This window comes from Niastella sp. OAS944 (assembly GCA_024809215.1).
GTDB lineage: Bacteria > Bacteroidota > Bacteroidia > Chitinophagales > Chitinophagaceae > Niastella.
This window is the reverse complement of record JANUBW010000002.1, coordinates 317556-339635: the sequence shown is the minus strand read 5'-3', so window position 1 is coordinate 339635 and position 22080 is coordinate 317556. Positions and strand designations below refer to the sequence as shown.

At 43.1% G+C, this 22080-nt stretch carries 17 protein-coding genes; 6 read left to right on the top strand and 11 right to left on the bottom strand.

Going from position 1 to position 22080, the window contains the following annotated elements:
* Positions 1-45: 45 nt before the first annotated feature.
* The 8 genes from GGD38_RS11990 to GGD38_RS11955 all read right to left on the bottom strand — a co-directional run bounded on the left by GGD38_RS11990 (position 46) and on the right by GGD38_RS11955 (position 11474).
* Positions 46-519: a DUF4920 domain-containing protein gene (locus GGD38_RS11990; protein ID WP_375300613.1), complete on the bottom strand. Its 474-nt coding sequence runs from the start codon at positions 517-519 to the stop codon at positions 46-48.
* Positions 520-567: 48 nt separating this feature from the next.
* Entirely contained in the window at positions 568-2763 is a 2196-nt protein-coding gene (locus tag GGD38_RS11985) for a beta-1,3-glucanase family protein (protein ID WP_375300614.1), read from the bottom strand.
* Positions 2764-3262: 499 nt separating this feature from the next.
* Positions 3263-4519: a DUF4374 domain-containing protein gene (locus GGD38_RS11980; RefSeq protein ID WP_375300615.1), complete on the bottom strand. Its 1257-nt coding sequence runs from the start codon at positions 4517-4519 to the stop codon at positions 3263-3265.
* A gap of 24 nt (positions 4520-4543) precedes the next feature.
* Positions 4544-6901, bottom strand: coding sequence for a TonB-dependent receptor plug domain-containing protein (locus tag GGD38_RS11975; RefSeq protein WP_375300616.1), 2358 nt, complete (start codon positions 6899-6901; stop codon positions 4544-4546).
* Between the two features lie 1456 nt (positions 6902-8357).
* Entirely contained in the window at positions 8358-9251 is an 894-nt protein-coding gene (locus GGD38_RS11970) for a patatin-like phospholipase family protein (protein WP_375300617.1), read from the bottom strand.
* Positions 9252-9430: 179 nt separating this feature from the next.
* A complete protein-coding gene (locus GGD38_RS11965) occupies positions 9431-10717 on the bottom strand; it encodes an RNA polymerase sigma factor (RefSeq protein ID WP_375300618.1) in 1287 nt (428 codons plus the stop codon).
* 33 nt (positions 10718-10750) lie between these two features.
* On the bottom strand, positions 10751-11092 hold the full coding sequence (locus tag GGD38_RS11960; RefSeq protein ID WP_375300619.1) for a YciI family protein: 342 nt from the start codon (positions 11090-11092) through the stop codon (positions 10751-10753).
* Positions 11093-11120: 28 nt separating this feature from the next.
* Positions 11121-11474 (bottom strand): YciI family protein, encoded by a 354-nt coding sequence (locus GGD38_RS11955; RefSeq protein WP_375300620.1) that lies wholly within the window; start codon positions 11472-11474, stop codon positions 11121-11123.
* A gap of 269 nt (positions 11475-11743) precedes the next feature.
* Here GGD38_RS11955 and GGD38_RS11950 point away from each other — a divergent pair, with 269 nt between their 5' ends.
* Positions 11744-12685, top strand: a complete 942-nt coding sequence (locus GGD38_RS11950) for a hypothetical protein (protein WP_375300621.1) — start codon at positions 11744-11746, stop codon at positions 12683-12685.
* Between the two features lie 205 nt (positions 12686-12890).
* Here the strand turns inward: GGD38_RS11950 and GGD38_RS11945 are convergent, their stop codons facing one another.
* From GGD38_RS11945 to GGD38_RS11935, 3 genes are all read right to left on the bottom strand, one after another.
* The gene (locus GGD38_RS11945) at positions 12891-13061 is read right to left on the bottom strand and encodes a hypothetical protein (RefSeq protein ID WP_375300622.1); all 171 of its coding nucleotides are present in this window, start codon (positions 13059-13061) and stop codon (positions 12891-12893) included.
* Between the two features lie 622 nt (positions 13062-13683).
* A complete protein-coding gene (locus GGD38_RS11940; RefSeq protein ID WP_375300623.1) occupies positions 13684-14598 on the bottom strand; it encodes a DMT family transporter in 915 nt (304 codons plus the stop codon).
* Between the two features lie 15 nt (positions 14599-14613).
* Positions 14614-15420 (bottom strand): 2,3,4,5-tetrahydropyridine-2,6-dicarboxylate N-succinyltransferase, encoded by an 807-nt coding sequence (locus tag GGD38_RS11935; protein WP_375300624.1) that lies wholly within the window; start codon positions 15418-15420, stop codon positions 14614-14616.
* Positions 15421-15528: 108 nt separating this feature from the next.
* On the opposite strand from GGD38_RS11935, the gene GGD38_RS11930 reads away from it, so the two are divergent.
* The 5 genes from GGD38_RS11930 to GGD38_RS11910 all read left to right on the top strand — a co-directional run bounded on the left by GGD38_RS11930 (position 15529) and on the right by GGD38_RS11910 (position 21956).
* Entirely contained in the window at positions 15529-16959 is a 1431-nt protein-coding gene (locus GGD38_RS11930; RefSeq protein WP_375300625.1) for a hypothetical protein, read from the top strand.
* A 22-nt stretch (positions 16960-16981) separates the two neighbouring features.
* Positions 16982-18427 carry a hypothetical protein gene (locus GGD38_RS11925; protein ID WP_375303755.1) on the top strand — a complete coding sequence of 482 codons (1446 nt, stop codon included), beginning with the start codon at positions 16982-16984 and terminating at the stop codon, positions 18425-18427.
* Positions 18428-18442: 15 nt separating this feature from the next.
* A complete protein-coding gene (locus tag GGD38_RS11920; RefSeq protein WP_375300626.1) occupies positions 18443-19012 on the top strand; it encodes an L-threonylcarbamoyladenylate synthase in 570 nt (189 codons plus the stop codon).
* 114 nt (positions 19013-19126) lie between these two features.
* Positions 19127-20125: a glycosyltransferase family 9 protein gene (locus tag GGD38_RS11915; protein WP_375300627.1), complete on the top strand. Its 999-nt coding sequence runs from the start codon at positions 19127-19129 to the stop codon at positions 20123-20125.
* Positions 20126-20426: 301 nt separating this feature from the next.
* Positions 20427-21956, top strand: coding sequence for a CCA tRNA nucleotidyltransferase (locus GGD38_RS11910; protein ID WP_375300628.1), 1530 nt, complete (start codon positions 20427-20429; stop codon positions 21954-21956).
* The last annotated feature ends 124 nt before the right edge of the window (positions 21957-22080 follow it).

The window sequence follows — 22080 nt, the reverse complement described above, 5'->3', positions numbered from 1 at the left end:
TTTACCCCAACCGGGAAATTACCGTATTACCCAGTTACCTCGTCATTATTCAACTACAGTAATGCCGCTAGCCGTAAACCTGATCTCTTTCTTTGGTTGTGTAATGGCATTGATCTCGGCCTGTGATTTTTTGGCGTCTTTGGCGTAGTGTTGTAACTCACTTACACCCGTTGTCAGCATCTTTACTTCGCCATCCAACACAATGGTTTTTCCTTTTACTGCGGTTGGTAAAAAGAATGCATAATCTTTCATTTTTACAAACGCCGTAGTGCTGTCGTTAACAGCCAGTTTTAACCAGCAGCCTTTTTTCGGACAAACATCCAACACCTTTGCTTTTACTTTGGTGTTTAAGGATTCCTTGTCTTTCAGTTTCGCCGGAATTTGTGCAATGTCGATGGCATTGGCAATGTCTACTTTCTCGCCATACCAATCACCAGGTTTTGCATCACCGGCCGGTGGCTGTGCAGATGCTTTTATAATGCTAAAGGCAATAAGTGCCGTGAGGATTAGTTGTTTCATGTAACAAATTTAAACAAAAAAGTAAGACCTGTTATTCGTTAACTGAACTTACTGTTTAACTACCTTCACCGTCTTCACACTATTATCAATACGTGTTAACTTAATAATATATACGCCTGTATTCAATGATTGAATATTGATGCTGTTGCCAGGATTGTTTACTTTCAGTACTTCCTGTCCCTTAAGATCATACACTGCCAGTGTTTGCACTTTTTCATAACCTTTCAGGTACAGCTGGTTGCGAACCGGGTTGGGCGAAATGGTCAATGCACTGTTTTCTGCCACTGCCGGTTGTTGCTGAATATTTTGCATAGCCAGGCGGGCCGATAAATTATCAGTTATGGTGAAATAATTAATGTTGAAACCGCCGGTAGCAGTAGCAATACCAATAGAGTAAGTACCCGCTGGTAATGTAACATTGTGTGCTACGTTCGTCCAGTTTTGCCAGCCACCGGTATTAGGAATGGTCACTGAACCTAATTGCGTGGCGCCGGCATCTTTTTCCAAACGTAGGGTAGTGCCGGTGTTGGGGCTGGCCACACGATAAATAACGCGATAGGTGCCTGCCACCGGAATAGTTACAGTGTACGACATCCAGTCGCCTGCTTCTATATAACCCACATTCTGTCCGCCGCCGGCATCTGTGGTGGTTTCTTTTTCAACACCGGCCATATAGGTATAGTCTTCAGCCTGTATCACAGTTGAGAACGATGAACTGTTTGTTTCTACTTTTAGAGATGATGTAGAATCATTAAAGCTGTCGTCAACCAGGCAGGCGTCGTCACCGGTTTTTACAACGGTGCTGCCGCCAAAACTGTCGTGCTTGTACAGCGTTACTTTATAACCACTGTTTACTTTTAATGAAGAAATATCATCGTTCAAAATACCAGCTGCATTCAGTTGGCTTAACGTGTATGAACCCGTATTCAATGCTACAGCAGTACCGCCATAGTTACAATCTTTGTAAAAAGTGGCTACACCACTTGTTGGTAAACCGGCAAAACCGCCAATGGTAACAGTGGCGCGTATAGGCGATGATGCATTGATGGTTGATGATTTATCAAACACGTCATCATAGCAGAATGAATACGTTAAACTGTTAAGGCTGATATCGGGCTGGTGCCAGAATTTACAATACCAGTTATAGGGCGCCGTTACATAGTATTTTGAATCGGTAGCAAGATCCTGTGTAACACCGGTAGCCAAAGTAAGGTCAATAGCATGCCGGTTAATGGCTGCGCAAACCTGGGCCTGCACCACTTTATCCCATTGACCACCGCTGGCCATTACACCGCTGCCTTCCATGGCTTCGAGTTGTGTGGGCTTGTTTGAAATAACACCTACAGCGCCGTCCGACGTTCTGGTAAACGTAAATACATTGCCCGATACGCGACCACTCCAGGTGCCTGCATCGCCGGCATTGAAGATGAGGTTGCCACTGGTGTATTTAGACCAAATTGCATCTATATACGAGCTCAAATAGCTGGCCTGTGCGCCACCACTTTGAAAGGCACTTGTTTTTGATGGGAATTTAATAATGCCATTCGTGGCATCGTAACAGCCGGCAAATGCAGCAGGCGCCTGTGATTGCCATTGCGCCAATATTTGCGAATGGGTTTTTAATTCACCTACCTTTTTGTAGAAGTTATTGTTGCCCCATACTTCAAGACCCATAGGGTATTGGTAGGAATCGACCCGCGTGGTATTAGCCCATAAACCATTGGCGGCATTTGTAAGTTCTATCATTTCATACCTGATGCCCTGGTTAGGATCGGTAGGGTTGGCCAGGTTAGGAGCGGCATAACCACTGGGTGCGCCCGACGCGCCAAAAAAGTACAGGTATAACTGTGAGTTGAACGAGATCAATATACGGCAGCCTGCAATGCCGGGAATATTGATGGTCTTATTGGGCACCTCGCTCAGTTTAGCAAAGCAGTTGGCATATTTGCCATTGCCGCCCGGTCCCTGGTTGCCGCCAATTACCGGTCCGGCCACTGTATTGTCAGCGGCGCTCATCAGGTGCACAACGCCTGTTTTGGCATCTATCCACGCATGATTGTCGTTGATAATACCTACCACAGCCACATATACATTGGCATCGGTAAACGCGCTGTTGTTGCTGAAGGTAAATGGTACCGTAGATTGACTAAAGCTGTTGTTCACAAATAGGAAGGAGAGAAGCATAAACACCATCCGGCGGCTATGGGAAATAGCCCGCAAGGAAAAAGGTTTTGTCGTTTTCATACAGATAAAATGGTTTGTTAACGGATAATAGATCAAAAGCTCCAAATCTCAAGCTCCAAATCACAAATGAAAATCACAAATCACAAAAAAGCACCAAACGACAAACCCCAAATCTTAAAAATGATCCCTGGGATTGGTTCTGCCTTTGGTGTTTGAAATTTGTTATTTATTTGGAGCTTGGAATTTGTGATTTGGAATTTTTTTTGGTTCTTGGAATTTGTGATTTGGAATTTTTTCAAAGTTACCTTTATTAGCTTCCTCAAATTTTCTTGTGGAAAAGTAAGCAGACTTATACAACTAAGGTAAACTAACATATGCCTTTGAATATATGGGTAACGGTAATATGTAGTGCTAAACTTCATTTTTACAATAAAAAACCCGGCCTGCTTTTCAGCAAACCGGGTTGTCAATTGGCAAAGAGCAAATGCTATTATTTGCCTATTGTCTATTGTCCATTGATATAAAAAATTAAGATCAGGTAATATTGTTATTAAGACGATCAGTTTGTTAGCTTGTAAATAGCCGGCACTTCAAGCCCCTGTATCTTGGCAGCTTTTGTTGCCGTAGCATTGGCCGGGTCTACAGCATAAATACGTGATTCACCGGCTATGGTTGAAGTAATAGACACATACACCTTTCCATCTTCTACCAGGCCCTGGCTACCATACTGGCCGCCATGATCGGGAATGTCGTTCACTATTTTAACTGTTTTATTGTTCAGGTCAATAACCGCTATCTGGCAAATAGGGTTGGTAACGTCAAATAAGCCCCAGCCGCCAACAGCCGCCGTGTCGGTACCTGCTTTTTGCACTCTTGCCACCAGCAAACCGCTGCCGGCATAGGTGGCCGACAATAATTTTGCGCCGCCTGTAGCTGCTTCCACATCAAAGAAATAGGAGGGATCAAATTGTGTGGTTCCGCTATTGATACGCAGAATGCCTGAGTGTTTTGTAGTTTGGCTATAACCAGCTGCAAGGGAGCTGGGCGAGAATGTATAAATATCGCCGTTCTCTGCTTTTACCATGTTTATCTGGTTGCCATAATAACCAATAGGACCGGTACGAATATCTTTTATAGTGGTCAACGAATCAAGACCGGGGTACGTGAAAATAGCTACATAGGCGGTATCGGTGAGGTCGGTAGCCCAGCTTGCACCATCTAGCGGATAAAACGATACATACAATTTATTATCATTTACCACAATAGATGTTGGCCATTTATTCAGTACATCTAATGCATCGCGCATGTATAATGGAGTAAGTTTCTTTTTCTTTATTCTTATATCGCGGGTATCTATCAATTGTATCTGACAATCGTAGCTGCCACCGCCCCAGGGCGCGCCTATGGCAATAATTGTGCTGTCGTCGCCTTTGCCAATACAGTCCATACGTTCAAAGGCAATTCTTCCCTTTTCATACAGCCTTCCACTTTCGGCCAGTCCGTAACCAACCGCAACGTTGCTGGTGCCATAACTAAAGCTCATTACGGTATTACCAGTGCTTCCGAAATAACTCCAGGCCAGTTGCTCAATACCATTACCGGTTGACGATATGGTTTGAAGACCAGTATTGATGCTGTTTGCCGTAAGCAGGTAATCGGTTGTATTGTTACCGCTTCCCTGGGTACGTAAGCCAAGTACATAGTTGCCGCCTTCCTGCTGAAATTTGTTCTTTTCTTTATAACAACTGCCCAATAACATGGTGGCAGCCAGTAAGACCAATATGGTGCGGGTATATTTTGAGTTTGGATTATACATGTTGATAAGCTTTGCCTTAAGAAATTAGTTATGTATAAAGTATCTGAATTTTACACTGAATGCGCGGCCGGGTTTCTGCAGTTTGAAGTTATCGTACACTTTTGCGTTCGACAGGTTGCTGCATTGCATGGCAATATTATACCTGCCGTTTTGCAGCGAGTAGGTTACTGATGCATCCTGGGTAAACTGCTGTGGAATTATGAACTTGGTTTCAGTGCTGCCCTGGCTTGGCCAAAAGAGGTAGAACTTCTCTACAAAATTGCCACCAACACCAATGGTAAGCGCATCATGACCAACAAAGGCCTTTTTGAAGCGGTAAGATGCATCGAAGCTGCCAAACAAATAAGGAATATTAGGCAGGCGGTCCCAATAAATATAGTTGGGAAGGCCCTGCTCAAAGTTCTTTATGTTCAGCGTGTTTTGGTAAGTGCTGTTCACCTCAAGCATTAACGCGTCGTTATAGGTATAACGTACGCCCCATTCAATACCTGATGTTCTTACACTGTCGAGGTTTGAATAACGGCTGATCTGGCCATCACTTTCCAACCTGATAAAATCACCGCTTTTGCGGTACAGGTAATTTATCTCGCCTTCAAATTTGTGTTTGTTAAAAGTTTTCGATACAGCTAAGCCTACATTTATATTATGGCTGTGCTCGGGTTTTAAATAAGGGTTGTTGGCCAACAGCAATCCATTACCAAACATTTCTTCGCCTTCAGGTAAGCGCCAGGTACTTTCGTATGAAGCTTTTACCTGGGCAAACGGGAAAATGAAATAAGTGGCGGCAACACCGTACCCCTGTTTGCTGTAGCTGCTGCTCATGGCATCGTGGGTTCCCCATTCGGCATCAACGGTGTTTGCCTTCATGCTGAATAGTTTGGTGAACACCGTTGCTGAAAAGCGATTGTTGATGGTTGAATACTTATATGCTAAACCGGTAACGTTTTTTGATAAGGTGTTGGGATCGCTGAATGGAATAGGGTCAACAGCGATAGGGTCTTCACCCTGACGACGTGCGTAAGTATAATTATGGTTGAGGCTAAAGCTATGTTGCTTACTTATTTCATAAGTTAAATTGGCTGTAGCCAGTGCATTGCGGTCGTTGAACCTGAATTTTGTTTTGTAGTAAGAGATCTCGCCTGAGTTACTACCGAATGTTTTCACGGTGTAATTGTTATACCAGTCATACATACGTGAGCTGGTATCGGTAATACCCGATTTTATAAAGCTCATGTTGGCATTGGCAGTTAAAGAAAGCCCTTTTATGAACAGGTTCTCTTTTTTATACTTCAAGGTGGGAATAAGCGAGCTGCTTGTGGTGAAAACATTACCGGCCACCAGGTCCATGTTCAACCCGGTTTGTACTTCTTTTCTGTTCTCTGCAACTATTAAACCTACCAATAACTTATCGGCAAATGGTTTGTTTACAAAACCAACTTCTACCTGTGCCATAGATGAGTGGTAGGCGTCATGAAAACGTTTAATCTTTACAGGATCGCCATAGTTACCGGTTTGCGGATCGGGGATCTGTACATCAATTTTATAATTGTTATCGCTATAGTTGTAGAACCCGTTCATGTTTACAGTGAAACCATTATCGAAGGTATAGCGTGAGTTTAAAGAAGCACGGTGGGTATTGAATGAACCGATGCTGTAAGAAGCATCGAGGTATTTTTTTATCTTTTGATTGGTAACCACGTTAACGGCGCCGCCCAGGGCATCGGAACCTAATGAAACCGGCACTACGCCTTTGTATACTTCAATTCTTTCGGCCATATTGATGGGCAGGTTGTTCAGCGAAAGGGCTGAACCGAAATTGTCCATTGGCATTCCATCTAAAAAGAAACGTACCTGTTTGCCGGTAAATCCGTTAAGCGAAAAAGTATAGTTGGAGCCGAGCCCGCCTTCTTCCCTGATCTTTATACCGGTTGTATGGTTTAAAACCTGGTTAATATCTTTAGTAGTATTATGCAAACGGGTAGCGTCGATGGCTGTAACGGTGTAGGCTTGTTGTTTTACAGCACGCATGTCCGATTTTCCGGTAACCGTAACATCTGTGAGTTGTTTGTTGGCCATCTTCAGCAAAATGGCAGGCTGAGTGGTTTTTCCGGCGTTCACCTTAACGGTTTGCGTTACTGGTTCGTGCCCAATAAGGGTGATCACCAGTTCGTAAGAACCCGGTTGCAGGTTGGCAATTTTAAAAATGCCATGGTCATCGGTGGTAACAGTAATTTGTTTTGCTGTTAGAATTACTGATGCGGAAGGCGCAGGTTTGCCATCGGCATTTAAAACAACTCCTTTAATGGAGCCGGTATTGTCCTGTGCATTTGCAGAAAGAATAACACAGCTGCATAGGACCAGGAAAGCTACAATTTTGTTCATAAATACGTTCGCGGGCTTTGGTTGCTTTATATAATCGCCGCGAAAGTATTCCTGTTCATAATAAATGGGGATCGCGATCGGGAAATTGGTTTACGAAAGGCGTAAAAATTGCCACCGGCATAGTTAAAAATAATTATATGACAGCGTTATATACAAACTTTTATTTATTGTCATTTGGACAAATACGGGTATTCTTCACTGTCGGTCAAACGAACACACACACATAGAGCAGTCCTGCTCAGTGCGCGATGAAAAAAAATGAAGGGTACGGATTAATACAAATCAGGTAAACAGTGTAATTAAAAACGGGACCTTGTGGGTGAAAAGGGATTAGGGACAGAAAATTAAATCTCCGAAGGCGTGAACATAGGTGATCAGATAGCTTGAGTTGCTTGTTTCCCGTACGCATAGCTAATCATTTCTCAACCTGAAGAAATCATTCATAAGAGAGCACTGCTTTCGCAGGGATGGGAGTATATCCTGGTTTTTCAATAATCTATTTTGACAAGGATAATTTGAGTTTGCGTATCAACTAAGAGTATACTTGTAAGTTACAAAAAAAAACAATACAAGTATTCAAATAGCATATTAAATAATGTTGACGTTAGATTCTTTTGATTTATATCAAACTGTAAAAGTTGTTTCTATATTTTTATGAGCTTATGTGTGCCTAACCGCTTTTGCATGCTGTAAACAGTTATTTGTATGCGCCGATGAACTTGTGCCCACATCGTTTTTGCAGCTGTTTGTTATAGGTGTTATGTGTAAAGTGAACGCGCAAACGTTATTCCGATGATTCAACACTAACAGTTAATCGGAACGCTTTCTGTTTTTTATTGTGTTGAAAAAATAACTATAAACGGAGTAGAAGATGGTGAGGCGTAAGGCTAAATGCGACGATTGATCTTGGTCAATTATTGGTTTATAATACATATTGGCTTTAGCAGCTAACAGAAATATTGATATTGGTAGGACTCATACCGATATCGAATATAATTGTAATCCTGATAGGTCAGGGTGTAAAATGCCTATTACCAAAAATGCATGGTGGGGAGTGTGATAATACATAAAAGGCCAGGGCCTCCCAATTTATTAATCATGTAGCATACACGCCCATTTGGCTTATTTTAAAAAAAATACCATCAATGTCTAAAACATCGTATCTTTAGTGCACTTTCTCACTTTCGATACCCACCTGAAATTATACCTGATTTGTTTGTGATCCTGATTGGCGAAGCCATTTCCTTTCAATACTTTAAATAACTCAATTTCACCTTTTAGCTGAGGTAGATAATACTATTATAATAGTATACTGGAAATAACTTTTTCCGATATACTGAATATTGCTGTTTTACTCTTTGGAAAGCGCAGAGATCAATAGGCAAAAAGCAATAGGCAATTGGCAAGAATTAATTTGCCTTTTGCCTATTGTTGCTTATTGCCTATTGTCAATTGCCTATTGACTTAACACAGGCAACTTTAAATACGCTTCGGTATAATATAGTCCCGATTTATATAATTGTTCTTTTTGTTGCTGTGTGAGATCAAAATCGGTGGCGGCAATTCCAAAGTCATCGATCTTCACCGATCTTTTTTCCATCGATTCATTGTTGTCGAAATCTATCACCTGTGAGTCGAGGAGGGTTTCAAAAAGTGCTTTACAATATGGAATAAGCTCATCGTATGCAAGTGTATTGGGCTTTTTATTACCATTTTTGTCGTACAGGAAAAAGCCCAGCGTTTGTGGGTTATCGGGTGCCTGTGGTGAATCGAATACCGTGATAGGATAATTCAACACCACACCTCCATCTACATAAATATGATCATCGGGCAGGTTATTGCTGAATTTCCATGCCTTGAAGAACATGGGTATCGACATAGATGCCCTTACTGCTTCGGCTATAGGCACATTGGGCGTATCGAGATGCGAGAACTGTTTTACATCATAAATATTGAGGTCGGTGGCAAATACAAACAACCCAATACCGTTTTGATCGTACAGGTCGGCAAAGGTGGCAGTTGCACCCTTGTTTGCTTTGGCAGCGATCATTTTCTGGATCCAGGTAAGGAAACTATCACCTTTATACAATCCATATTCTGTGGGCAACCGAAGTGGGTCCCAGCCATCTTCAAACTGTTTAAAATCCATTGACATAATAATGGACTTTATTTCCGGTGCTGTATAACCCAGCGCCACAAGCGTAGCGGTAATAGCCCCGGCTGAAGTGCCTGCCACCTGTTTTATTTGGGACAGAATACCGCAATCGGTTAAAACCTGCAGTGCACCTGCATAGGCAATCCCTTTTACACCACCGCCTTCAAATACAAGATTGGTAAAATTGTAAGACATCGTTTAGTTTTTAATGGTTAATGTGATGACAACAGTTGGTATGGGGCCGGGCGGCCCGTAGGTTCTGGCGCTACAACAGGCAGGATGAAACTGTTCACAAATGTGCGGTATTTCCCGGGTGTTCTGTGGAGTTATTACACGTTTTATTTATAAAAATTGATCAGGGTCATTTAAACAGCTCAATGAGCGGCTAATTTTTCTATTTTCTTCTGAATAGTTAATTTATCGGTATTTGTCTTGGCCATGGAAAGCGCTTTTTCAAAATGTTCTTTTGCTTTATCATTGTTTAACCCTGTATATAACTCTCCAAGTAATGTAAAATAAAAATGGTTACTGGTAAGGTTTAGTTTTTCTGCTTCAATTATAGCTTCTCGTTTGCCATTGGCTTTCGATAAGGCAAATGTGCGGTTAAGGGCTGCAATAGGGGAGTATTCAATTTGCAACAGCCTGTTATAGAGTTGTAAAATGTTTTCCCATTTTTCATGGGTGTCGTCTTTTTGCGTGTTCCAGTAGGCAATGGCGGCTTCGAGGTGATAACGCGAAAGCTGGTTGCCCGTAGCCGATAGGTTCAGGAAGTAACCGCCTTTACTTATAAGATCAGCATCCCACAGGCTGGTATCCTGTTCATCATACAAGATCAGTTCTCCGTTTTTATTTACCCGTGCTTCGAATCGCGATGCATGAAAACACATAAGCGATAACAAGGCATTTACAGGTGGTTTGTTGGTGTGTTTATTTTCTATCAACATATAACTAAGCCGCATGGCCTCGTGGCAAAGTTCTTTTCGCAGCGTTTTGTTATTGCTGATAGAATAATACCCCTCGCTGAACATAAGGTAAAGTGTTGCCAGCACAACGTTAAGCCGTTCATCTATTTCACTAAGGCTGGGCAGTTCTATTGCAATGTTTTCTTCCCGTAGTTTTTCTTTAGCCCTGTACAGGCGTTTATTAATGGTTTCTTTGTTGGAAAGAAAGGCGTCTGCAATTTCTTCTATGCCAAAACCGCATAAAATGCGAAGTGATAAGCCTATTTGCGCTTCGGGTGCAATGGCGGGGTTACAAATAGCAAACATCATCTGTAGCTGGCTATCGATAATGTTCTGGGGCGAAAGATCGAGTTCGTATTCGGGAAGAGTGGATGCGTTATCTCTGATAACAGTTTCAGGGACCACTTTATTTTTAAACGTGGCCTGGCGGTGCAGAAAATTTCGGGCTTTGTTTTTGGCCACCGTATACAACCAGGCAACAGGATGTTCGGGAATGCCCTGTAAGCCCCAGGTTTGAGCAGCGCTCATAAAAGTATCGCTGGCAATGTCTTCAGCCGTTTCTATTTCATCGAAACCAAAACGTTTGCACAACACCGCAATGATCTTTCTGTACTCAGTTCTAAATAAATGTGGTATTAATTCCTGTTGCTGCATACGATAAACAAAAATGCTGATCCCGACTTTAGTCTGGATTAGCATATTAGCATATTAGCACATTAGCAAATTAGCATATTACATTACGCTTATTTCTCTTACTTCAACATTGCCACCCATGGTCAACACGGGGCAACCTTTGGCAAGCTCTATAGCTGCTTCGTATGAATCGGCTTTGATGATTGAATAACCACCAATAGTTTCTTTTATTTCGGCATATGGGCCATTGGTGACCATGTTATCGGCTTTAAGCACTTTGCCCGATGCATCGAGCCGGTTACCGCGATCAGTTAATTTGTTTTGAGCCGCAATGCTTCCAATCCAGTCCATCCAACGTTTTGTATTTGCCTGTGCTTCTTCGGGTGTGCGGGTGCCTATAAAACTAAAGTCGGCGCGGTAGATCAATAAATAATCTTTCATATTTCTTTTTTAAGAAGTTGTCATTGTATTAATGTAATCCATCGTTTTTGGCCAGTCTTCTAACTTCCACACTATTGCCTTCGCCCTGCAGCACGGGGCAGCCTTTGGCAAATTCAACGGCTTCTTCAACTGAAGTAGCCTTTACGGTAATATAACCGCCCAGGGTTTCTTTTATTTCGCCAAATGGCCCGTCGGTAACAACGCCATGGGCCCATACGGTTTTGCTGCCATCGAACAGCAACCCATTGCCACCCACGAATTTACCTTTTGCCGAAATGCTGCCAATCCATTTCATGGTTTGGTCCATCCAGATCTGCATTTGTTCGGGCGAAGCCACTTTGCTTCCGTCTTCATGTCTGAAGATCAACATGTACTCGTCCATTTTTTTCTGTTTTTAAGTTATTGAATATAATTATTTACCTCTATAACAAATGAGGTTTGTTGAATAGGACAAAGGAGAATTAAAAAATGGAGTTGAAAAGTTGATACAGGTGATAAAGTTGATATAGATAACAGAATCTGTGTTATTAAGCCTTGTCAACTTGTTAACTTGTCAACATATCAACTCGGCGGCCGAAGGCCGCCGCTCATGTATTCTAATTTTTCTTTCGTATTATTTAGCGTAACTTATAAGGACTAAATAACTAAGCTATGAGAAAAGCAGCGTTAACCGGTATGGTATTCGTTGCCTGTGGGTTTGCAACGAATGCCCAACTCTCAGTTACTCCCAGGGTGGGTATTGAACAAGCTTTTACCTGTGTAAAGTACAACAACACTTCCTGCATTTCGCCCATGAATGCAAATTTCTCTCCGCAAGTTGGCCTTCGGGCAGATTATTTGTTTGGCAAAAAACATGGTCCATTTTTGGGCGTTGCCTCTAACCGTTCTGTTGTAACCTATGAATTCACTGATCCTGAAACCGGCGATAAACAATTCACTTCCGATCAGGGCGACTGGAAGCTTAGGCTCGAAGCCGGATACCAGGTAAGCACTAAAGCCATTTCGTTGACAAGAACTGCGAAAACCCCTGCCAAACAGGTTGAACAGGCAAGCAGTCCCTGTGCTGCACGCAAAATGATGCTGGCGCAGGCAGCAGCCTCTAAAAAACCTGCTATGAATATGCGCATACAACCTTACGCCGGAATGGCTTTTGTACCAAACCCGCAAACAGCCCTTGTAAGTGCTACCAGATCAAATGAAATGGTGTATCAGTACAGTGCCGGCAACTGGACATCGGCATTTATTTCCGGTGTTAACCTGGCCTTTGCCAAGGGCGATATAAACAAGTATGTAATAGGGGTGCAATACGTACTGGGCATTAGTAATTTGGGTAAAGAAACCCTGAGGGTGCCGCTCGATGGTAAAGAAATGAATACCCAATTGTCTTCATCGGCATCTGCCTGGAATATAACAGTAGGTATGCCGCTTAATTTTACTAAGAGCAAACCGGCTGCGCAAAAAGTAGAGCCAGTTAAACGGGCGTCTGTAGTGCAGGAACTTGAACAAGCAAAACAGGCACCAGCCGCAGCTGCTGAAGAAAAACCGGTTAAGAAAAGTTGCGGATCTTATCAGAAACGTTGCGGTAACTGGTAATTCGATAATTCGATAATTTGATAATGTGATAATGGAATACAGGTTACAGCCATTTCGTGAGGTTACGGAAAGGCGGGATGCAGAAACAGAAAGAATTATCACATTATCACATTATCACATTAGCACATTAGCTAATTGACTAACGGGGATGGTGTTTTATAGACAACGCCTTGTAAACATGGTTTGCAAGGCGTTTTTTGAGGCCCTAACTCAGGTTTTGCTTTCCATACTCTTTTTGGGGGGGCACCAACGCAAGTTTTGCTTTGCACAACTCATTTTCTGAATTGCCCAGCGCATTATGTGAATTGCCCAACTCTTTTTCTGACTTCTCCAGCGCAATATGTGAGCCGCCCAACTCTTTTTCTGGATTCACCAATGCAAGTGTGGTTTACCCAACTCATTTTTTGCTTTGCCCAACGCAAGTTTTGCTTCCCATAACTCATTTTCTGAATTGCCAGAGCAATATGTGAGTTGCCCAACTCTTTTTCATGGTTCCCTAACTCATTTAATACCTCACCAGTTTTGTTTTTGCTTCCACAACTCAGGTTCATGCCTCCCTTAATTAGTTTTGTGGTGCCAAAAGTTATTTTCTGGCGTCAGCAACTTGTTTTTGATCGTCCCCGAATAATTGAAGGCCCTCTTCAATCGATTTAAAGCTATCACCAATCAATTTTGACCGTCCCCTGATCAAAATAGGACGTGCATGAATCAGGTTTAGTGGTCCACAGCTCAAGTTTACCCTTGCATGAAGTTAGTATTGAGGCAAACTTGCTCTGTGAACGCTGAAAGTAAGTTAGTGAAGGTAAAAAATGAGTTATTGTAAGTTGAAAATAACCTGTGGAGGTGAAAACAAACTTTGTTGAGGTCAAAACTAAGTTGGTGGCGAGAAAAAATAACTTATGAAGTCAAACATTTGGCAAAAGCTTTCAAATAATGAGTTGGGGTAGGGTGCAAACTGAACAAACCTTTCAAAAACCGGGTTAAGGTAGGCCGCATCTTTAATTCCGCTTCCAACCAATGAGTATCACTCCTGAAATAACCAGCAGGGTGCCCACAATTTGCGATGGGAAGATCTTTTCATTTAATATAAAATGCGCCTGAATGATGGTTGATACCGGTCCAATCGCAGATATAATGGCCACATTATTTGAACCGATCCTTTTCATTCCGTTCGACATCATAAAAGTGGGCAATACGGTTGCTATTATTGCAAGCAAAATGCCGTACCAGAAATAGGAGCCCACATCACTTAGCATTTGTACGTTGCCGCCTTTAATGGCAAAATGCACAAACACGCCGGCTGTGGAGGCAAGCATGGCATAAGCAGTAAAACGCGTAGCGCCCACAGTTGGTATCATGCGGCCGCTGCCAACAATATAAATACTATAAGTAATAGAACACAAAAAGATGAGAAAACTGCCCCAAAGAAAATTGGGATTGTCGATATCGACATTTAATTCACCCAGATAGGCAATGCCTATTCCTGCGTAGGTAAGAAACAATGCAATTTTTTGCGTACGTACAACAGGTTGTTTAAAAACAAAAGCATTGATAATAACGGCAAAGGTGGGATAAAGAAAAAGTATCAACCGCTCAAGGCCGGCAGTAACATACTGCAGTCCAACAAAATCAAAAAGGCTGCTGAGGTAATAACCAAAAAGTCCGAGCCCTATAACAATCAACCACTGGCGGCGGGTAAGCCGGGGCAGGCCTTCTTTACGGGCAAACCATATGGCGCCAATATAAAAGGGAAGGGAAAAAGCCATCCGCAGCATAAGCAGGGTTATGGCATCCATCGATGGGTTCGCGCCATAGGCCACCTTTACAATGATGGCTTTGGTTGAAAACAAAATGGAACCAATTAAAGTAATGAGGAATCCCGCTAGTTGAACGTTATGTTTTTTCCCTTCCAAATCAAATATTAAATCTTATACTGATACATTGAAATCTCTCAGCGCATCATTCAAACTTGTTTTCAAATCGGTACTTGGTTTGCGTTGGCCAATAATGAGCGCACAGCTAACATGGTATTCGCCTGCTGGGAATTTTTTAGCATATGTACCAGGAATAACCACGCTACGTGCCGGTACGCGTCCTTTATATTCAACCGGGGTATCGCCACTTACATCAATGATCTTTGTACTTTGTGTTAATACCACGTTGGCGCCCAGTACGGCTTCTTTTTCAACCACTACGCCTTCAACCACAATACAACGGCTGCCAATAAAACAACCATCTTCAATTATAACAGGAGTAGCCTGTAAAGGTTCCAGCACGCCCCCAATACCTACACCACCGCTCAGGTGTACGCCTTTGCCAATTTGTGCACAGCTGCCCACGGTTGCCCAGGTATCAACCATGGTGCCTTCGTCAACATAAGCGCCGATATTTACATAAGAAGGCATCAGCACCACGTTTTTGGCAACATAGGCACCATAACGCGCTACTGCATGAGGTACAGCACGTACACCCAGTTCTTTATAATTTTTTTTGAGCAGCATTTTGTCATAGAACTCAAATGGCTCCATGGTCCATGTTTGCATGGGCTGAATGCCGAAATACATCAAAATGGCCTGTTTTACCCATTCATTCACCGTCCATTTGCCATCGACAGGAGATGCCACACGCAAACGGCCTTTGTCTACTTCTTCAATTACGGCTTTTACCGCATCGGTATATTTTTTTTCTTTTAATAACTCGCGGTTGCCCCAGGCTTCGAGTATCAGATCTTGCATTTCGTTAATTTTTTGCAAACATACAGTACAGATCATAAATCAGTTAGAAAACGTTCTGGCTTTTTGGCCGTTTTCATTATTTTTATCGCCTTCTAAACCTCTGACATCATGCGTATAGCCGTCTTTATCCTGTTTTTCCTGTTCAGTATACAGGTAATGTCGCAAAACAAACAGTTTGTAGAAAGTATCGGCTGGTACGGAAAGAAACTGGAATTACATACCGTTTTAAACAGAACCAAACAAAGCAGCTGTTCCTTCCTCGTCAGCAGCGATAGCATCAGAGCATTTGTATTTACCGGCGCGTTGAAATTAATGCGGCAGTTTAGTGTGCCCCGCAGACCCGACACAAAATTACTGGGCGGTTTTATGCGCGATTCTTCCGTGTATATGTTTACCGAAGCGTCGCGCGCTGATAAATTATATTGTTCGGCGCTGAATGTTATAACCGGAAATGTAAGCGAAACCGATATACCCTTCGATCCCGAAAATGAAAAAACAGTTACCCATATCAGTGCCGGCAACCATTTCCTGTATGTTACGGCAAGTAATAAAAGAAATGAATTGATCGTATACGACTTTATAAACGGCCGGGCCGGTACAACATTACGTTATCAGTTTGCCGATGATCAGTGGAAAGAACTTACCAGGCCGGGTTTCCTTGGTCGCAATGTGCGATTGATAAAGATTGAACAGGATGGCGATCTTAACCTCGATAATCTTGCCAAGAAAAATAAATTATACCTGAATAATGAGTCGCTGATGCTGGTTATGAATAACCACATTGACTCAACCCGCATAGTCAATTTCGATCTGAAACAACAAAAGGTAAGTTCCTGGGTGGTTGATCACAATCCCGGCTTTTCCTGCTCAAAGAACTTTGCCTATTCCGATAACTCCTTTTTGTTCCGCAATAAATTATACTATGTGCGGGCTACCAGCGATAGTTTACAAGTACAAATTGTTGACCCCTATAGCGGGGCTGTAAGCAAATCGTTCTCTGCACAAAGCGATAAGGAAATTACCTGGAAGAATACAGCCATTATTGATGAAGAAAATGGTGGTTCCCAAAAAGGTGTTCGTAACAGGGAAAATACCAGGCAGTTGCTGCGCAAAATGATAAGAGATACCGCGGTGATCATGGTGCGGCCCTATGGCAATGACCAGATTGAAGTGGTGATAGGGGCGTACGCCAGGAAAACTGCGTACATGTCGGGCGGCGCCCCCGGTGTTGCCGGTGCTGCCCTTGGCGCCGCTGCAGCCGGCGCATACGTTGGGCCACAATATATTTCACCAGCCATGAGCAGCGGCGGTTTTTACCGGAGCACCTGGACCAAATCAATGCATTTTAAAATGCTGCTGAATGCCGACTATTCAAATGCGCCGGGAGAGCCGGTCAGTACCATGGCCGAACGTATTGAACGGTATACGGCTAATCTGCGTACACCACCCGAACAGGAAAACATCTTTGTAACCAATGGCCAGTATTATTACGCCTGGTATGACAAAGGAGAGCGCAAGCTGGTGGTAATGAAGTTTTAAACCCTGTAAACCCTGAAAAACGATGCGCCCCATTATTTTCTTCCTTTTATTGTGTTGCAGTATACAGCTAATGGCTCAAAGCAAACAATTTGTTGAGTTTATAGGCTGGACGGAAAAGAAGATAGAACTGCAAACCATTTCAAACAGAACCAAACAAAGCAGTTGCACTTTTGTAGTGAGCAGCGATAGCATCAGGGCATTTGTATTTACCGGTCAGCAGCTGCGATTAATGAAGCAATTTGGTTTGGCCCGCAAGGGACGCGAGAAATTACTGGGTGGTTTTATGCGAGATTCTTCTGTATATATGTTTACCGAGCAGGTCGAAAAAGGGGTAATGCACTGTATCGCATTCAATGTAGTTACCGAAGAAAAAAAAGAAACCTTTATCAGGCTCGACCTGGCCCGGGAAAGATTGGTGAACTATATAAGCGCCGGCAACCATTTTATATATGTAACTGCTAACTACAGAACAAAGGAATTGTCGTTTTACAATTTTACCAATGAGAAGCCTGGTGCCGGTTTGCGTTACCAGTTCTCCGATTCGTTTTGGCGCGAGTTACTTTCGGGCTTTGGGGGCCGCGGCAAGATACAACTGGACGTACTTGATCAGGAAGGCGATGTAGACCTGGAGGCGCTTGCCCGAAGCAATAAATTATATATAACCAACGACACGTTATTGCTGGTGATGAACAATCACATCGATTCAACCTACATAACCTGTATTGACCTGCAACAATTTAAGGCCGAGAGCTGGCTGATTGAGCATAAGCCGGGGAGGCAGCCTGCCAACCGCAGCGCTTATTCCGATAACTCGTTTTTGTTCCGCAATAAATTGTACTACGTGTGCGCTACCAACGACAGCCTGCTGGTACAGGTGGCCGACGTATATACAGGTGAAATACTCAAAACTTTCTCCACTGAAAGAAGAGATGATATCACCTATAAGAACACGCCTTTTATGGAAGAAAGGACCGTTGATGAAAGAAGAAAAGACCCCAAGGACCTGAGCAAAACCAGTTCGTTCCTGCGCAGAATGGTTGATGGCAATGCGATGATAATGGCCAAGCCCTTTGGCAACGATCAAATTGAAGTAATGGTTGGGTCGTATGAAAAAACGATTGCCAACACGTCTGTGGGCGGTTATCCGGGGTTTAACAGTATGCCCTATGGCGGCTATGGCTATGGCCCCACGATGATGCGTTCGCCCTATTATAATAACAGTTACAACCCGGGAAGATATATTCGCAGTACCTGGACCAACTCTACCCATTTTAAAATGTTGCTCAACGGCGCCAACTTTGCGCACGTACCGGGGGAGCCCGGCAGCTCGGTAAACGAACGCATCGATCGCTACACCTCCAAAATGAAGATCGATCCGGATTCGGAAAGCCTGTTTGTGACCTATGGGCAGCACTATTACGCCTATTACGACAAAGGCGCGTACAAGCTGGTGGTATTGAAATTTTGACCCTACATTTGCAGCATGGATTTTTCGCACGATATTGACCATTGTTTAAAAGTACTACAGGGAGGCGGGCTGATACTTTACCCCACAGATACCATTTGGGGTATTGGCTGCGACGCCACCAATGCTGCGGCGGTGAACCGCATTTTTAACCTGAAACAGCGGCCCGATTCGAAAAGCATGATCATTTTGCTGGCCGATGAAAAGGAGCTGATGCAGTACGTGGCGCATATTGACCTGGCAGTGTTCGACTACCTGGCAAAAACAAAAAAGCCCACAACGGTAATTTACGATGGCGCCCTGGGGCTGGCCGATAATGTGATCAGTGCCGATGGGTCGGTAGCCATTAGAATTGTAAAGGATACCTTTTGCAAACATTTGATAAAACGGTTCCGCAAACCCATAGTTTCTACCTCTGCAAATTTAAGTGGCGACCCTTCGCCCGCCACTTTCAGCGATATTATGCCGGCCATTTGGCAGGGCGTTGATTATATTGTTCAACACCGGCAAAATGATAATATTCCTCATGCTGCTTCTTCTATTATTAAATGGGGTAAAGATGGCAGTATAACCATCATAAGAGAGTAAAAGTTTATGGTTTGTGGTTTGTTGTTTGTTGTTCTTTAAGGCAAGTTCGAAATTTATTTTGAGCCTCAAAGCGCGGCAGCAACCACAAACGACAAACTACAAACAACAAACTGAATGAAATTCCTTGTTATACAAACTGCCTTTATTGGCGATGTGGTGCTGGCAACCGGCATTGTGGAAAAACTGCACCGGCATTTTCCCGATGCAGAAATTGATTTTCTGGTAAGAAAAGGCAATGAAGGGCTGCTGCAAAACCATCCGTACCTGCACGAAGTGCTTATATGGGACAAGAAGAGCGGCAAACTGAAAAACCTTTTTAAATTATTAGGGTTTATCAGAAAACGCCGCTACGATAAAGTAATAAACGTGCAGCGTTTTGCCGCCACCGGTATACTTACCGCATTTTCAGGCGCCCGCGAAACCATTGGGTTCGATAAAAACCCCCTGAGCTGGCTGTTCAGCAAAAAAATAAAACACGTCATTAGCGACGTACATAATCCCATACACGAAGTAGACCGTAATAACGAGCTCATACGGGCCTTTACGAACGACGAGGTGATGAAACCCCACCTGTACCCATCGGCGCAGGATAAAGCAGCTGTAGAAGCGTATAAAAAGCATCCTTATATTACTATTTCGCCGGCATCGGTTTGGTTCACCAAACAATTCCCGAAAGATAAATGGATAAGCTTTGCCAAAGAGGTGCCTTCCAATTATACTATTTATTTGCTGGGTGCACCCGGTGATGTAGCGTTGGGTGAAGAAATTCGTACAGCGGGTACTGCCGCTACGGTAGTAAACCTGTGCGGCAAGCTAAGCTTTTTACAATCGGCCGCGTTGATGAAAGAGGCAGTGATGAATTACGTAAATGATTCGGCGCCCATGCATTTTGCTTCATCGGTCAATGCGCCGGTAACGGCCGTATATTGCTCTACATTGCCTTCATTTGGGTTTGGACCATTATCAGACAAGCGCTTTATTGTAGAGATACAGGAGCCATTGGCCTGCCGGCCCTGCGGTTTACATGGAAGACCCGCTTGTCCGCTCGGGCATTTTAAGTGTGCGTATGATATTACCAATACACAATTATTAGAAACTTTGGTGGATAGTTGACGAGTTAATGAGGAGTTGAAAAGTTGATGGAGGTGATAGAGTTGATAAAGGGAAATACAGTTCTGAGTTTTTAGTTTTCAGTTTTTAGTTCTTTAAATTCGGAGCTCATCTGTATTTGCTTTCAGCTTATAGCTTATAGCTGTATTTTGTATTTGCCTTTTGGCTTTCGGCTTTATGCTTTCAACTTTCAGCTGTTTTTGCCTTCGGCTGTATTTGCTTGTAGCTTGCAGCTTATGGCTTGCAGCTGTTCTTCCTTCGGCTTTAAAATTATACATTTGCATTCGCAATAAGGAAAATTTGAATGGACATTAAGTGCAACGATAAGGAACTGTTTGTTTTTAAAAAGATAGCTCATGCCGCTGAGGAATTGGGCGTGCCCGCGTATGTGATAGGTGGTTTTGTGCGCGATAAATTGTTGGGCCGGCCAACAAAAGATGCCGATATTGTTTGTGTAGGCGATGGCATACAGCTGGCGCATAAAGTGGCTGAACGGTTCCAGCCAAAACCCTCTGTTGCGTTCTTTAAGAACTTTGGCACCGCGCAAATAAAACTTAAACACTTTTACGAAGAAAAAGCAGAGGAAGTAGATCATACGCATCTTACTGGTGAGAACGGAGAACCCGTAGAAGTTGTAGAGGAGACCCATGAAAAAGCCGCACTGGAAATAGAGTTCGTAGGCGCCCGTAAAGAAAGCTATCGCTACCATAGTCGCAATCCCGAAGTGGTGCCCGGTACGTTAAAAGACGACCAGGACAGAAGGGATTTTACCATCAATGCCATGGCCATTTCTTTAAATGGCGACGATTATGGCAAACTGATAGATCCCTTTAACGGGTTGCAGGACCTGGAAAAAAAGATCATTCAAACCCCGCTCGATCCCGGACAAACATTCAGCGATGATCCGCTGCGTATGATGCGGGCCGTTCGGTTTGCTTCACAATTGAATTTTACTATTTCACCGGTCACTTTTCAAAGTATAAAAGACCAGGCAGAACGTATCAGGATCATTTCGCAGGAACGTATTACCGAGGAACTGAATAAGATACTGCTGAGCGCCAAACCATCCATTGGCTTCGATCTCTTATATCAAAGCGGACTACTGCATATTATTTTCCCGCAAATGATTGACCTGGCCGGTGCAGAGTACATAGATGGCCTGGGGCATAAAGATAATTTTTATCATACCCTGCAGGTGGTTGATAATATTGCAAAACATACCAACGACCTGTGGTTGCGTTGGGCAGCCCTGCTGCACGATATTGGTAAACCTGCCACAAAGAAATTTGAAAAAGGCCATGGCTGGACGTTTCATGGCCATGAAGTAGTAGGGGGCAGAATGGTGCCCAAACTATTCACTAAATTAAAGTTGCCGCAGAACGAGAAATTACGCTTTGTACGTAAACTGGTGGAGCTGCATTTACGGCCAATTAGTTTGACAAAAGAAAATATCACTGATTCTGCCATACGTAGATTGTTGTTCGATGCGGGCGATGATATAGATGCGTTGATGTTGTTGTGTGAAGCCGACATTACTTCGAAGAACAAACAAAAGGTCATTCGCTATTTAGAGAATTTTGAGCTGGTACGCAACCGGTTAAAAGAGGTAGAAGAAAAAGACCGTATACGTAACTGGCAACCACCTATTACCGGTGAGATCATTATGGACATATTCAACCTTTCGCCATGTAAAATAGTAGGTGACCTGAAAAACAGCATCCGCGAAGCCATTCTGGATGGTGAAATTGATAATACCTACGACGCCGCATATGATTTTATGATGAAAAAAGCAACAGAAATGGGGTTGCAGCCGGTTGATAAAAATAAGGATTGAAATTTGAACTCTATGCGGTAATTTCCCGGGTTTAGTTTTGTTTTATTTGCATAAAACAGTATTACTGTGTATGTTCGGGCATTTTGTTGCTATGCAAATGCAACTTAAATTGCATACTTTGATA